Raw genomic sequence first — 13,457 nt, 5'->3', positions numbered from 1 at the left:
CCTTTTCAAGAACTTTTCACAGGGGAGAGGGAGACTCTCCGTTTGTTGTCTTGGGAAAAACGATATTCCAGGTGTGCCGCCGTGGCCCTGGCGGTGTCCTCGCCGTAGTACCGGGCGACGAGGTGCAGGCCAAGATCGATACCGGCGCTGATGCCGGCGGAGGTCAGGACATGCCCGTCTTCCACAACATGGGCATCATCCACCACCGTGACGCCGGGATAGCTGGCGCGCATCCAGTCAAGGGAACGCCAATGGGTGGTGGCCCGTCTGCCCTCCAGGAGCCCGGCCTTGCCGAGCAGCATGGAGCCTGTGCATACGCCGGCGACCGTCCGCGCTTTCGCGCCGATTTTCCTGATCCAGGCCAAAAGCGCCGTATCGTCGAGGGGTTTTCTCACGCCCCAGCCGCCAGGGACGAGAAGGATGTGCGGGGCGGTGCAGTCCGCAAAGGTCGTATCGGGCAGAAAACGCGGCCCGTTGGCGCAGGCGACGGGTTCGAGGGAAGCGGCGACAAGTTGCGGACGAAAGGGCGAAGGCTCCTCCCGCCGCCGCGTCGCATCAAGCCGGCAGGCGGAAAGCGCCTCATAGGGGCCGGTAAAATCCAAGAGCTCCACGCCCGGGAACACGAGAATCGCCACGTCGGTCGATTGCTTTGCCATCAGATTTCCTCGCGCTCTTCCGCGTTACGGCGGGCTGTCGCCAGAGCCGGCCGGCGCGACAAAAAACCGGCTTGCGCCGGGACCATCCGCGACAAGGAGATATTCCCCCGCCTTCACTTTCGCGCGCTGGTCCGGAAGGGACGTAGCCTCCTCCCGGACCGGCGAATTCCCTTTCCCCTACAATACCCTGAAATGCACCGTGCCGGGTTTGATGAACGGCATGGCGGCGGCGTCTTCCAGCACGCCTTTGATGGCGCGTTCGGTGGCCTCGTGGGTGAGGAAAACGATCGGCACATAGCCGTCCTCGGGATCGCCCTTCTGCACCGCCTGGCGGATGCTGACCCCGTGCACGCCCATGGACTTGGAAATGGCGGCCATGACGCCGGCCTGATCCTTGACCGTGAAGTGGATATAATGGGGACAGACCGCGTCTTCGGGGTCGGGCTGGCTGGCCTCGGGCAAGGGTTCGACCAGAAAGCCGGTGTTGTTGGGAATCATGCCTTCACGGGCGAGAGCCATGATGTCGCCCAAAACAGCACTGCCCGTGGGCAGGTCGCCGGCCCCCTTGCCGTGCAGGATGATGGGTCCGGAGGCGTCGCCCTCCACGCGCACGGCGTTAAAGGCTCCATTGACGCTGGCGAGCAGGTAGTCCTTGTGCACGAGCATGGGGCTCACCCCGGCGGAGAGCCGGCCTTCGACCTCGTGGACCTGGCCGATGAGCTTGATCGTGTAGCCGAACTCGCCGGCGAAACGGATGTCCTCGGTCGTGACCTTGGTGATGCCCGCCACGGGGAGCTTGGCCAGGGGCAGATTCTGCCCGTAGGCGAGCCGGATCAGCAAAATGAGCTTGTGGGCCGCGTCGATGCCCTCGATGTCGAGAGTCGGGTCGGCCTCGGCGTAGCCTTTCTCCTGGGCCTGGCGCAGCGCCGCGGCAAAGGTCAGACCCTTGTCGCTCATGCTGCTTAATATGTAGTTGGCCGTACCGTTTAAAATGCCGATGATGCTGACGATGCGGTTGCCGGCCAGGGATTCCTTGAGGGTGGCCACGATGGGGATGGCCCCGGCGCAGCTGGCCTCATAGTACAATCCCAGCCCCTTTTCGGCCGCCAAGGCGAAAAGTTCGGGGCCGCGCTCGGCCAAAAGCGCCTTGTTGGCCGTGACCACATGCTTGCCGGCCAGAAGAGCGCGACGGATCAGGTCATAGGCCGCGCCGGTGCCGCCCATGAGTTCGACCACGATGTCGATGTCCGGGTCCGTGACCAAGGCATCGGGATCGGCTGTCAGCCCGACATCGGGCGGCAGCGCCACGGCCCGCGGCTTGGCGAGGTCGCGCACCAGCACCTTGGTCAGGACGATGGGACGTCCGAGGCGGCGTTCGATCCAGTCGGCGTTACGCGCGACAATGGCCACAAGGCCGGACCCGACAGTGCCGAGCCCGGCCAGACCTATACGAACGGGGCGTTTGTCGTTGTGCATGACTACCCTGAAAGCACTTTTTTGATGTTCCGTGTGGCCTGGTTGATGCGGTGCCTGTTTTCCACCAACGAAAAGCGGACATGGTCGTCGCCGAAGTGGCCGAAGCCGAGTCCCGGCGAAACGGCGACGGAGCCTTCGCGCAACAGCAGCTTGGAGAATTCCACGGATTTCATATGGGCGAACTCTTCGGGAATCTTGGCCCACACGAACATGGTGGAATTGGGCGCGGGCACCATCCAGCCGGCGCGGCAAAGGCCTTCGATCAGCGCGTCCCGGCGGTCCTGGTAGACGTTTCTGATCTCGGCGACGCACTCCTGGGGGCCGTTTAACGCCACCGAGGCGGCGATCTGGATGGGCTGGAACATGCCGTAATCCAGATAACTCTTGATGCGGGTGAGCGCATGGACCATTTCCTGGTTGCCGCAGCAGTAGCCGACGCGCCACCCGGCCATGGAGTAGCTTTTGCTCATGGAAAAAAATTCCACGCCCACGTCCTTGGCGCCTTTGGCCTGCAAGAAGCTCGGCGGCTGGTAGCCGTCCAGGCCGTAATCGGCATAAGCGAAGTCGTGGATCACCATCATGTCGTGTTCCTTGGCGAAATCCACGATGCGCTGAAAAAAATCGAGGTCCACGGTGGCCGTGGTGGGGTTGTGCGGAAAGGAGATGATAAGCAGTTTCGGCTGCGGCCAGGTCTGTCGGGTGGCCAGGAGCAGGTCTTCGAAGAAGTCGCTGTCGCAGCTGATGGGAATGCGCCGCACGTCCGCCCCGGCGATGATGCAGGAATAGGGGTGGATGGGATAGGACGGGTCGGTGGCGAAAACGACGTCGCCCGGGGAGAGCATGACCAGAGCCAGGTGGGCCATGCCTTCCTTGGCGCCCAGGGTGACCACTGCTTCGGTTTCGGGGTCGATGTCCACGTCGAAGCGGCGCTTGTACCAGCCGGAGATGGCGTTTCGCAGGCCCTTGATGCCGCGCGAGGCCGAATAGCGGTGGTTGGCGGGCTTTTGGGCCGCCTCGATCAACTTTTCGACGATGTGCGGGGGCGTGGGCAAGTCGGGATTGCCCATGCCGAGGTCGATGACGTCTTCGTTTCGCCGCCGCATCTGCATTTTCAGCTCATTGACGGTGGCAAAGACGTATGGCGGCAGGCGCTCCATACGCGCGAACTTTTTCATGCCCGAGACTCCTTTTGCAATGGGCTCGTTTCAGCCGAAACGGAAGCATATCCGGGGGGACAGGCCTCTGTAAAGAGCGCAATCAGGATGACGGCGCGTCGTCGCGGGATTTTTTCCTTGACCGATCTTCCGCAAATGGCTATTAAGCCGTTTTGCGGAGAGGTGGCCGAGTTGGCCGAAGGCGCTCGCCTGCTAAGCGGGTAACGGGGCAAAACCCTGTTCGAGGGTTCAAATCCCTCCCTCTCCGCCAGATGCCTATGCTCCCGGGTTTCGCAAGAAGCCCGGGTTTTTCATTTCCAGGGCTTCGTGTGGGACCTTGTTGTGGGGTTTTGTACCAAATCCTCCTAAATCTGGCTCACGCCGGATGTGGATGCCTCAGGTCGCAAAGATCAATTCGATCGCGCGCATTCCTCGCGCAGCCGCCTCCGTTTCAAAGCAGCATGGCCTTCCCGCCCCCCCAAAAAACCGCCTGGGCACTGGTGTTCAGGCCGAAATCCGCTCTCTTTCCCTAAGCAACCCCCTCTTTCGAAGCTGCCGCTTGCGTGCCAACTCTTTCAAACGGCATAGCTGTTAGCACACAACAGCGCACGATCTCATTGCTTGAACGAAAGAATACAGACATCTCCGGACGCCGCAATAACATACCATGGTTCATTATAAAAAACATTGATATCTTCTGTAGGAGGAGGAACAATGTTGTTAGGGAGGTGCAAACCATAGTCCCGTAACACTTCGGAAGCAAAATAAATATATCCAACACTCGGGTTAATCAACTTATACAGAACAGGATATTTCCTGCCAAGATTAGAAAGGGCCGGGGAGTAGCCTATAGTATTTTCATAGAATATAGAATGACAATTTGTTTTTTGCTGTACTTTTACCAGCTGATAGGCCAATGGGACCAACCTATTTTTCTCCCAATTCATCTGCGAAGCCAATAGATTCCCGTAAGCGCTTGCAAAAACAACTAACTGCAAAGAACAATAGATTGTGATCGCAAAAAATATTTTCCTATAAAACCCCTTATGTTGCATGAGCAACAATGGATCAAACAATATAAAGGAGAATGCCGCTCCGACAGCAAGAAATGTTCTTGGAGCGTAAACTGGATTTAACAAAAAAAGTTGTACAAAAAAGTGGTGCAATGGTCAGAAAAAAAAGCATGATAATAAAAGCGATACTCTTGAGCACTCCATTCAGCATATTGTTTTTGAGAAAAATTTTTCTTATAGACACAATAATCATCACGTAAATGTTCACAATCAAAACATACTCAAAAATGGATTTATTCCAATCTGACATCAAGTAGTGATAATACACAATACTATTTCTAATAAAAACCTGAAGGCGGCTCAAGTCACCGCCAGACATTGCGGAATGACTTTTCCCCCACTGTGAAGTAACAGGGAAAAAGTACTTTATCTCGACAAAATACGCCGCAAGCGCAGTCAAGGCACCAAGTGCTAAAAAAAATTGGCCACGTCGAAAGAATCGATTCTCCTCATCACCTCTCAGACAGACCAACAGGCTATAAACAAAAATACAAAGAAAAACTCCAAAAGATGGTTGATACGTATTCAACGCCAAAAATACAGCTGCAAATGCTGCCCCAAACACCAACTTCTTGTTCTCGACAGATCGTAATGCGACAAAGGGCATAACCAGAATGAAAACAGAAATCGCCACCCATAACGAACAAAACTTATATGATAAACTTTCAAGAATATACGGCGACAGACAAATCGGCATAAAGCAAAGAAGATATAAACAGTTACTGTCCTTCTTAAAACAGTAGAGAAGAGACAAGCCGGCCAACGACAATACAAATATGGCGGTAACTTGAAAGAAAGGAGAAGAGTCTGCCTGCATTCCAAAATAGTATATTTCTGAAAGTATATATGAAAACAATCTTCCACTTTGATGCCATTCCTCATTATTATTTAAAACAACTCTAACATCATCCCTATACGGATAATTCGCACGCAGCACTGCTGAAAAAGCCAACACATTAAGGATAAAAAAAAGGATAAAAATATTTTTTTTCGACATCACCCAGGCAATGAAATCATTTTTCTCATTATACATTACTGTCATGCCGCAACACCTATACCTAAACATAACTCTGCATAAACAAAAGAAGCTACACCGCTGTAGACTCTCCTTGCCACACCGAAGCCCATGCGCGCTATGCCTCAAAGCATGCCCGCTTCAAAGCGCGTTTGTCCAGTTGAGTAAACACCTTTTGTGCGGCGCAATCGAAAGGTATGCTCGAAAAGGCCGGATCCCCACCGCAACAGCCCGCGTGCACCTCGCCCGACCGGCAATCATGCCGCCAACCGCACTTCCGGCACCGCACCCCGGCCTTGATTATTGTGTCCTTGGCCCTGATCGCGTAAGAGACTTTGCCCGCGTTGGCCCGTGCGAGAGTGGCGGAATCGGGAGACGCACCAGATTTAGGATCTGGCGCCGCAAGGCGTGGGGGTTCGAGCCCCCCCTCTCGCACCATAAAAGCTTTTTTTCGAGCCCTTGCCGGAAGGCAAGGGCTCGTTGCATTTGAGGCCTCGGTTCCTCCAAGCCGGGACAGCGACGCGGCTCGCCCTTCTCTCATTCCCGCGTGAGCGACTCCATGGCCGCATCCACCCCGGCCCCCTTGTGCACAATGGCCGTCACCGCCGCCAGCAGCTTCGCCGGGTCCGGGTCCTGGAAAACGTTGCGCCCGACCGACAGCCCCGCTCCGCCGGCCGCCACACTGTCCGCGATCATTTCCAAAAGCGCCCGCCGCGAGTCGACCTTCGGCCCGCCGGCAATGACCACAGGCACGCAGCAGCCGGCCACAACCCTGGCGAAACTTTCCGGATCGCCGGTGTAGGGCACTTTGACGATGTCCGCCCCCAGCTCGTTGCCGACCCGGGCGCAATGCGCCACCACATCGGCGTCGAACTGGTTTTTGATTTTGGGGCCCCGGGCATACATCATGGCCAGAACCGGCACGCTCCAGGAGGCCGCGGCCTCGGTCACCCGGCCGAGGTCGTCGAGCATGCGCGCCTCGGTTTCGTCGCCGAGGTTCACATGCACGGACACGGCGTCGGCCCCGAGCTTTATCGCCTCCTCCACCGTGCATACCAGCGTCTTGGCGTTGGGAAAGGGCGACAGGTCGGTGCTGGCCGAAAGGTGGATGATGAGCCCCACGTCGCGACCGCGCGCCCGGTGGCCGCAGCGCACCACGCCCTTGTGCATGAGCACCGCGTTGGCCCCGCCGGACACGATGTTGGTAACAGCCTCGCGCATATCGGCGATGCCGTCGATGGGGCCGACGGATACGCCGTGGTCCAGCGGCACGATGATGGTGCGGCCAGTGTCGCGGTTGACGATGCGCTCCAAACGGATGGATTTGCCGATGGTCATGGTCGTTCTCCTTGGCGGTCTTGTCGCCAAGGGACCGGAGGGGAACCCGGCCGACCAACGAAAAAGGGCCGCCGGGCGATATGCCCGCGGCCCCTTGTCGGCGGTGTTGTGGATGCGGCCCTATATGGCCGCGCCACCCGCCAAGCCGCGAGCGCGTCGGCCGTAATAATAATACGAACCGGCAAAAAAAGTGCGCGTGGCGTTGGTGCGGGTGAACATGACTTTTTTCTAGCCCTCTCCCGCTTCCCCGTCAAGACCGGGAACCGCCGTGAAGGTAAGCCCCGTGACATCGTAACGGGCCACCACCTTGCCGGGAAACTCGCTTTCAAGCTCCGCCGCATTGCGGTCGGCATGACGCGGGGACTCAGCAAAATGGTCGTTTAAGACGATACCAGCGAAGTCCATCTTGTGGCGCAGGATGAAATGGCCGTAGACGATGGAGTCGGACAGGCAGCCCAGGCGGTTGGGAACGACAAGGAGCACCGCAAGCCCCAGCGACAGGCCGAAGTGGTAGTTGTAGCGCCGGGTGGCAAGCGGCACGCCGATGCCGCCGGCCGTTTCCACGAGCAGCACGTCGCGATCGTCGGGCATGGCCTGGATACGCGAGACGCACTCCTCGAAGGGAAAGGGGTCGAACACGAAACAGGGCGAGGCCGGCTCGGCCGCCGTGTAGAGCGTGACGGCGTCTTCCCTGGCCAGCCCGGTTCGGGCGACCACGAAAGCCGCGTCGTCGTCCTCGGGGTAGCCCGTGGCCACGGGCTTGACGTAGCGCACGGTCCTGCCCCGCTTAAGAAGATTCTCGGTGAGAAAGGCCGAGAAAAACGACTTGCCGATGCCCGTGCCCGTCCCTGTGATCAGATAGCCTTTCATCCCAAAACCGCCTTGACCGAATCGAGGGCGATGTCGGCCAGTTTGTCGATCTCCTCAAGGGTAATGACGTAGGGCGGCATGAAGTAGACGATGTCGCACAGGTTTCGCAGCCAGGCCCCCCGCTTTTTCGCCTCCTGGTAGATGCGAAAGCCCGTGCGCGCCTTCCAGTCGAAGGGAATCCTGCGTTCGGGATCGGCATAGAGCTCCACCGCCGTGATCCAACCCGTGGAGCGGATGTCCACCGTGTGCCGGTAGCCGGCGAAGCGCTCACGCACCGCCGTGTGAAGGTAGTCGATCTTGGCCCGGTTGGCCGCGATGACGTCGTCCTCCTCGAAGATGCGAAGCGTGGCGCAGGCCGCCGCGCAGGCCAGCGGATTGCCGGTGTAGCTGTGGGAGTGCAAAAACGCCTTGTCCTCCACGTAATCGTGGTAAAAGGCGTCAAAGACCGCGTCGGTGGTCAGCACCACGGACAGGGGCAGCGTGCCGCTGGTGATGCCTTTGGACAGGCACATGAAATCCGGCGACACGCCCGCCTGCTCGCAGGCGAACATGGTGCCCGTGCGGCCGAATCCCACCGCGATCTCGTCGGCGATGAAATGGATGCCGGCCTCGGTCGTGGCCTGGCGCAGCTTGGCCAGGTAGGCCGGCGGGTACATGCGGAAATTGCCGGCGCACTGGACCAACGGCTCGACGATGACGCCGGAAAGCACGTCCTTGTGGGCGTCGATGGCCTCCTGCATGGCGCCAAAGCACGGCGCGTCGCAGCCTTCGCGGACGCGGCCGTAGGGACAGTTGAAGCAATCCGGGCCGGACACCTCGATCTGCTCCACGAAAAGCGGCGCAAAGGGCGCGGCATACAGCCTGTCGCCGCAGACCCCGAGCGCCCCGGACGTCTCGCCGTGGTAACCGTTGGCGAGGAAAAGGAACCGGCATTTTTCGGGATGGCCCAGGTTGCGCCAAGAGGCATGGCTCATTTTGAGCGCCGCCTCCACCGCGCACGATCCGTTGTCCGCAAAAAAAACCCGGGTCAAACCTTCGGTGGCGATGGCCAGCAGACGGGCGGCCAATTCCTCGGCCGGGGCATGGGTGACATCGGCGAAAATGACGTGTTCCAGGCGGGTAAGCTGTTCGGTCACGGCCCGGACGATACGCGGGTTGGCATGGCCGAAGAGGTTCACCCACCACGAGGAAATGGCGTCGATATAGGCGTTTCCCTCACGGTCGTAGAGGTAAATCCCTTGACCCCGATCCATAAAGACGGGAGGATAACTTTCGTGATCCTTCATTTGGGTGCAGGGATGCCAGATCGGCATGGCCTGTTTCCCGGAACCAAATGGCATGAGCACTTCCTTTTTCGGCAAACATATCGTGCCCGAGGCGGCCAAGCTTCGCAACTCGGACAGCTTCCGGACCATCCCGCCGATCGATGACGGCGCGGCCCGGGAAATCCTCTATTCCGGCACGCGGCTCCTCAATCTCGCCTCCAACAACTACCTCGGCCTGTCCGCGCATCCGGACCTCATCGAGGCGTCGGTCAAGGCGCTCACGCGCCATGGCTGTTCCTCCGGGGCTTCGCGGCTGGTCACGGGCAACTTCGCCCTGGCCGAAACCCTGGAAGCGGAACTGGCCACGTTCAAATATCAGGAAGCCGCGCTGGTGACCGGCAGCGGCTACGCCGCCAATCTGACCGTTTTTTCCGCCCTGGCCGACCGGCACACCGTGGTCTTCTCCGACCGCCTCAACCACGCGAGCATCATCGACGGCATACGCCTGTCCGGCGCCCGGCTCGTGCGCTACCGCCATCTGGACATGGAGCATCTGGAAAAGCTGCTCGAGCGGGAAAGGCAGGTCGACAAGAAGATCATCGTCACGGACACGGTCTTCAGCATGGACGGCGACGTGGCTCCCTTAGCGCGGATCGTCGAGCTTGGCAAAGCCCACGGGGCGCTGGTGGTCGTGGACGAGGCCCACGCCACCGGGGTGATCGGCCGGGGCCGGGGCCTTTCCGCCGCGCTCGGGCTCTCCGACGACGTGGACGTCCATGTGGGCACCTTGAGCAAGGCGCTCGGGTCCCAAGGCGGCTTTATCGCCGCCCGGGTGGAGACCATCGAGCTTTTGCGCAACCGGGGCCGCGCGTTCATATTTTCCACCGCCCTGCCGCCGGCGGTCCTGGGCGCGTCCCTGGCGGCGCTGCGGCACATCAAGTCCAACCCCGGCGACGGGGCGCGGCTGATGCGCATGGCCAAGGAGATCCGCGACCACTTGGGCGGCCTGGGATTCGACACCATGGGCTCCACCACCCAGATCATTCCCGTGGCTTGCGGCCGCAACCGGGTGGCCTTGCACGCCCAGGCGCTCCTTATGGCCGAGGGGCTGCTCGTGGCGGCGGTACGCCCGCCGACCGTTCCCAACGGCACGGCCCGCCTTCGCCTGTCGCTACGCGCCGACCTCACGCGCGATGACTTAAAACGCATCCGGCTCGGCTTTTCCAGGCTCCGCGTCTCGTTTTTTCCATGAACGGCCGTTTTTTTCTCTCCGGCTGGGCCGGACCTGAAACGCTCTTCCCCGGCTTTCCGAGCGGATGGACCTTTCGCGCCCCGTTTTGCGACGGGGACGAGGAAACCCTTGTGGCCGCACTCGCCCAAAGCGGCGGTACGGTGCTGGCCGGCTGGTCCACGGGCGCGCACATGATCGTGAAGCACGCGGCAACGCTTTTGCCCCGCTTTGAGCGGGTGGTGCTGTTCGCGCCCTTTGCCCGCTTCGGCGACAGCCTGCCCGGACGCATCACCAGGGCCATGGCCGCCGGCATGGCCGCCGATGCCGAGGCCACGGTACGGTCGTTCTGGAAAAACTGCGGCGTGCCGGGCGAACCGGTCTGGAATCCCGACTGGGCTTCCCCCCTCGCTGTCGGGCTCGATTACCTGCTTCGCTCCGAGGCCACGTCCGGGCCGGTTGCGGCCGGCAACGTCACGGTCTTTCACGGCGACGCGGACCGCATCGTGCGACGCCCGGCCGTACGGCAAGCCCTGGCCCTGCTCGAGGGCGCGAACTTCCGGGAATTTTCCGGCGGACACTACCCCGATCCGGCGGTGCTCGGCACCGCGCTTTCCCGATGACGGCGCAGATTCGCGGGCATTTCGACCGGGCCGGGGCCACATATGAGGCCGCCGCCCGGGTCCAGCGGCTGGTGGCCGCGCGGCTGGCGGCGCTCTGTCCGCCGGTCCTTTCCGGGCGCGTGCTGGAGATCGGAGCCGGAAGCGGCCTGCTTACGCGAAACCTCACCCCGCGCCTGGCTCCCGGGGCGGCCTACGCGGCCCTGGACATCTCCCCCGGCATGCTGACCCACGCGGCCATGCCCGGAGCACAGAGGCTCGCGGCCGACGGCGAACGCCCGCCCTTTTTGCCGGGAACTTTCGATTTTCTGGCCTCGGCCTCGGCCATGCACTGGTACGCCGATCCGGCCAGATCCATCGCGGCCAATCTGCGGCTGTTGCGACCCGGCGGCGGTTTCGCCATCGCGCTCTATGTGCAAGGGACGCTTGGCGAACTCGAAGAGGCGTCGCGGGCCACGGGCTTCGGCTCGGTCTATCCCATGCGGCCGGCGGCTTATTACAAGACGCTCTTCACGGACCTGACCGGCGGACTGGCGGAATTCGAGGAAAAGCGCCATGCGGTGACGTACGACAGTGTCGGGGAACTGTTGCGGGCGCTCAAAGGCGCGGGCGTCACCCATACGCCGGGGACAAAGGCGGGGAGCCCGGCCCGGTATCGGGAATTCGTGCGGTATTATGAAAACCGTTTCGGCGGGGATGCGGGTATCCGGGCGACCTACGCGACGCTTTATGTACGCGGCCGCCGCGCCCTCGGCGCATCCTGAAGCAGCCCCCGCTTGCCAAGCCGCCAGGCGTAATAGACCACCGCGCCGAACAGCACGATGCTGAAAGCCTGGGCGGCAAGCGCCGCCGGGGCCGTCACCGCCGCCGGGTCGGCCTTGAACCAGACCACGGCCGTGGAAAAGAGGTTCAGCGCAAAAGCCACGGCCAGCACGTTGACCGCCTGCTTGCGCAGGCCCAGCAAAAGCGTCACCCCGACCAGCGTCAGCGCCGCGTTGATGTAGCCGATCACCCGGTCCCACACCGAAAACTTGGCCAGAAACGCCTGCTGCTCCGGCGTCATGTTCACGCCGCCGGCCGCGACGAAAAAGAGTCCCATGATCACCTGGATCGAGCTGATCAGATAAAAGAGGAAAATGACCCATACCAGGATGGGCCGCTTGCGAACGGGGGGCTGTGCGTCGGCCATGGCCGCCTCCTTTTCGCGACGACTCTACGAAGCCGGAAGCGCGCCGTCAAACGACACGGAAACCGCGCCGGACGCCGCCTCGACAAACAGCCCGGTTCGCCTTACATAAATGGACGCCAGTATCACGGGGAGGTGGCATGGCGAAGATTTTGGTCATCGACGACGACGCCCATATTCGGGAAGTGTGCAAGCTGGTCATCGAAAGCATGGGCTACGAGGTCACGGCCAAACCCAGCCTGACCAAGGGACTCGAGGCCCTGGACGCGCAGCCTTACGACGTGGTCTACCTCGACGTGGACTTGCCCGACGGCAACGGCCTGTTGTCCATTCCCAAGATCACCGACCGCGACAAGGCGCCGGAAGTCATCATCTTCACCGGGGCCAGCTACCCCAACGGCGCGGAACTGGCGATCAAAAACGGGGCCTGGGACTATATCGAAAAGCCGGCCACGGCCGAGTCCATGACCCTGCCGCTGATCCGCGCCCTGCAATACCGCAAGGAAAAATTCGCCCATCGCCCCCCCACCGTGGCCCTCAAGCGCGACGGCATCATCGGCAACAGCCAGCGCGTGGCCGCCTGCCTGGACCTCGTGGCCCAGGCCGCCAACGCCGACGCCAACACGCTCATCACCGGCGAGACCGGCACCGGCAAGGAACTTTTCGCCCGGGCCATCCACGACAACAGCGAACGGGCCGAGGGGCCCTTCGTGGTGGTCGACTGCTCAAGCCTCACGGAAACGCTCATCGAATCCGTGCTGTTCGGCCATGCCAAGGGCGCGTTTACCGGCGCGGAGAAAAAGCAGGAAGGGCTCATCAAGCAGGCCGACAAGGGCACGCTCTTTCTCGACGAGGTGGGCGAACTCCCTTTTGCCCAGCAAAAGGCGTTCTTGCGCGTGCTCCAGGAACGCCGCTTCCGCCCGGTCGGGGCCAAGGAGGAGGAAACGAGCGATTTCCGGCTCGTGGCCGCCACCAACAAGGACCTGGAAGCCATGGTCGACGCCGGCGATTTCCGAAACGACCTGCTCTTTCGCCTGCGCACCATGCACATCCACATCCCGCCGCTTCGCCAGCGCGGCGAGGATATCCGGGAACTGGCCATCTATTACATGAACGCCTTTTGCAAAAAGTACAAAGTGCCGCTCAAAGGCTTTTCCCCGGAATTCCTCGACAGCCTCACGGAATACGACTGGCCGGGCAACGTGCGCGAGCTGGTCAACCTCATGGAAAACATCATCGTGCGCGCCCAGTTCGAACCGACGCTCTACCCCAAGCACCTGCCGCCCGAAGTGCGCATCCGCATCATGAGCGGCAAGCGCCAGGAAGCGGCAAGCGGACTGGAAGCGGAACTCGCGCCCTCGGTCGAGCAAGCCGCCTCCGCCCCGGCGGAGATGACCATCACGCCCTTCGACAACTACAAGAAGGAAACCGAGTTCCGCTATTTCAAGGCGCTCATGCAGCAGGCCGGCGGCGATATCCACAAGGCCTGCGAGATGTCCGACCTCGGCAAGCAAAGCCTCTACCGCTACCTGCGCATCCACAGCATCCCGACACGTCAGTAAGGGAATATAAAAAG

Annotated in this window: 12 protein-coding genes and 2 tRNA genes; 6 read left to right on the top strand and 8 right to left on the bottom strand. The window is 61.0% G+C overall.

Annotation, left to right across the window (positions count from 1 at the left end):
• Positions 1-5 precede the first annotated feature (5 nt).
• From DESFRDRAFT_RS07000 to DESFRDRAFT_RS06990, 3 genes are all read right to left on the bottom strand, one after another.
• Positions 6-656 (bottom strand): DJ-1/PfpI family protein, encoded by a 651-nt coding sequence (locus DESFRDRAFT_RS07000; protein ID WP_005992492.1) that lies wholly within the window; start codon positions 654-656, stop codon positions 6-8.
• Positions 657-833: 177 nt separating this feature from the next.
• Complete coding sequence (locus tag DESFRDRAFT_RS06995) at positions 834-2,132, bottom strand: homoserine dehydrogenase (protein ID WP_005992489.1); 1,299 nt, start codon at positions 2,130-2,132, stop codon at positions 834-836.
• 2 nt (positions 2,133-2,134) lie between these two features.
• Positions 2,135-3,307 carry an aminotransferase class I/II-fold pyridoxal phosphate-dependent enzyme gene (locus tag DESFRDRAFT_RS06990; protein WP_005992488.1) on the bottom strand — a complete coding sequence of 391 codons (1,173 nt, stop codon included), beginning with the start codon at positions 3,305-3,307 and terminating at the stop codon, positions 2,135-2,137.
• 156 nt (positions 3,308-3,463) lie between these two features.
• On the opposite strand from DESFRDRAFT_RS06990, the gene DESFRDRAFT_RS06985 reads away from it, so the two are divergent.
• Positions 3,464-3,557: transfer RNA gene (locus tag DESFRDRAFT_RS06985), tRNA-Ser, on the top strand.
• A gap of 797 nt (positions 3,558-4,354) precedes the next feature.
• On the opposite strand, the gene DESFRDRAFT_RS21185 is transcribed toward DESFRDRAFT_RS06985, so the two are convergent.
• Entirely contained in the window at positions 4,355-5,401 is a 1,047-nt protein-coding gene (locus tag DESFRDRAFT_RS21185; protein ID WP_005992487.1) for a glucosyltransferase domain-containing protein, read from the bottom strand.
• 326 nt (positions 5,402-5,727) lie between these two features.
• Between DESFRDRAFT_RS21185 and DESFRDRAFT_RS06975 the strand changes: the two genes are divergently transcribed.
• Positions 5,728-5,812, top strand: a tRNA-Leu gene (locus DESFRDRAFT_RS06975).
• 99 nt (positions 5,813-5,911) lie between these two features.
• On the opposite strand, the gene DESFRDRAFT_RS06970 is transcribed toward DESFRDRAFT_RS06975, so the two are convergent.
• From DESFRDRAFT_RS06970 to bioA, 3 genes are all read right to left on the bottom strand, one after another.
• Positions 5,912-6,712 (bottom strand): 2-amino-3,7-dideoxy-D-threo-hept-6-ulosonate synthase, encoded by an 801-nt coding sequence (locus DESFRDRAFT_RS06970; protein ID WP_005992486.1) that lies wholly within the window; start codon positions 6,710-6,712, stop codon positions 5,912-5,914.
• A gap of 228 nt (positions 6,713-6,940) precedes the next feature.
• Positions 6,941-7,582 (bottom strand): dethiobiotin synthase, encoded by a 642-nt coding sequence (bioD, locus tag DESFRDRAFT_RS06965; protein ID WP_005992485.1) that lies wholly within the window; start codon positions 7,580-7,582, stop codon positions 6,941-6,943.
• The gene (gene bioA, locus DESFRDRAFT_RS06960; RefSeq protein WP_233489575.1) at positions 7,579-8,922 is read right to left on the bottom strand and encodes an adenosylmethionine--8-amino-7-oxononanoate transaminase; all 1,344 of its coding nucleotides are present in this window, start codon (positions 8,920-8,922) and stop codon (positions 7,579-7,581) included. Before bioA ends, bioD begins: the two co-directional genes overlap by 4 nt.
• On the opposite strand from bioA, the gene bioF reads away from it, so the two are divergent.
• The 3 genes from bioF (at position 8,921) to DESFRDRAFT_RS06945 (ending at position 11,459) form a co-directional block, all read left to right on the top strand.
• Positions 8,921-10,099 carry an 8-amino-7-oxononanoate synthase gene (gene bioF, locus DESFRDRAFT_RS06955; protein ID WP_005992483.1) on the top strand — a complete coding sequence of 393 codons (1,179 nt, stop codon included), beginning with the start codon at positions 8,921-8,923 and terminating at the stop codon, positions 10,097-10,099. The genes bioA and bioF overlap by 2 nt on opposite strands.
• 110 nt (positions 10,100-10,209) lie before the next feature.
• The gene (locus tag DESFRDRAFT_RS06950; RefSeq protein ID WP_233489574.1) at positions 10,210-10,698 is read left to right on the top strand and encodes an alpha/beta hydrolase; all 489 of its coding nucleotides are present in this window, start codon (positions 10,210-10,212) and stop codon (positions 10,696-10,698) included.
• Entirely contained in the window at positions 10,695-11,459 is a 765-nt protein-coding gene (locus DESFRDRAFT_RS06945) for a methyltransferase domain-containing protein (RefSeq protein WP_005992481.1), read from the top strand. Before DESFRDRAFT_RS06950 ends, DESFRDRAFT_RS06945 begins: the two co-directional genes overlap by 4 nt.
• Here the strand turns inward: DESFRDRAFT_RS06945 and DESFRDRAFT_RS06940 are convergent.
• Positions 11,423-11,884, bottom strand: a complete 462-nt coding sequence (locus DESFRDRAFT_RS06940) for a hypothetical protein (RefSeq protein WP_005992480.1) — start codon at positions 11,882-11,884, stop codon at positions 11,423-11,425. The two genes, DESFRDRAFT_RS06945 and DESFRDRAFT_RS06940, sit on opposite strands and share 37 nt — an antisense overlap.
• Before the next feature lie 137 nt (positions 11,885-12,021).
• On the opposite strand from DESFRDRAFT_RS06940, the gene DESFRDRAFT_RS06935 reads away from it, so the two are divergent.
• Positions 12,022-13,443, top strand: coding sequence for a sigma-54-dependent transcriptional regulator (locus DESFRDRAFT_RS06935; RefSeq protein WP_005992478.1), 1,422 nt, complete (start codon positions 12,022-12,024; stop codon positions 13,441-13,443).
• Positions 13,444-13,457: the final 14 nt, after the last annotated feature.

The sequence above is a fragment of the Solidesulfovibrio fructosivorans JJ] genome, from assembly GCF_000179555.1.
Lineage (GTDB): Bacteria > Desulfobacterota > Desulfovibrionia > Desulfovibrionales > Desulfovibrionaceae > Solidesulfovibrio > Solidesulfovibrio fructosivorans.
Note: the sequence above shows the minus strand (reverse complement) of the source record. Positions and strands in the feature narration are given on the sequence as shown.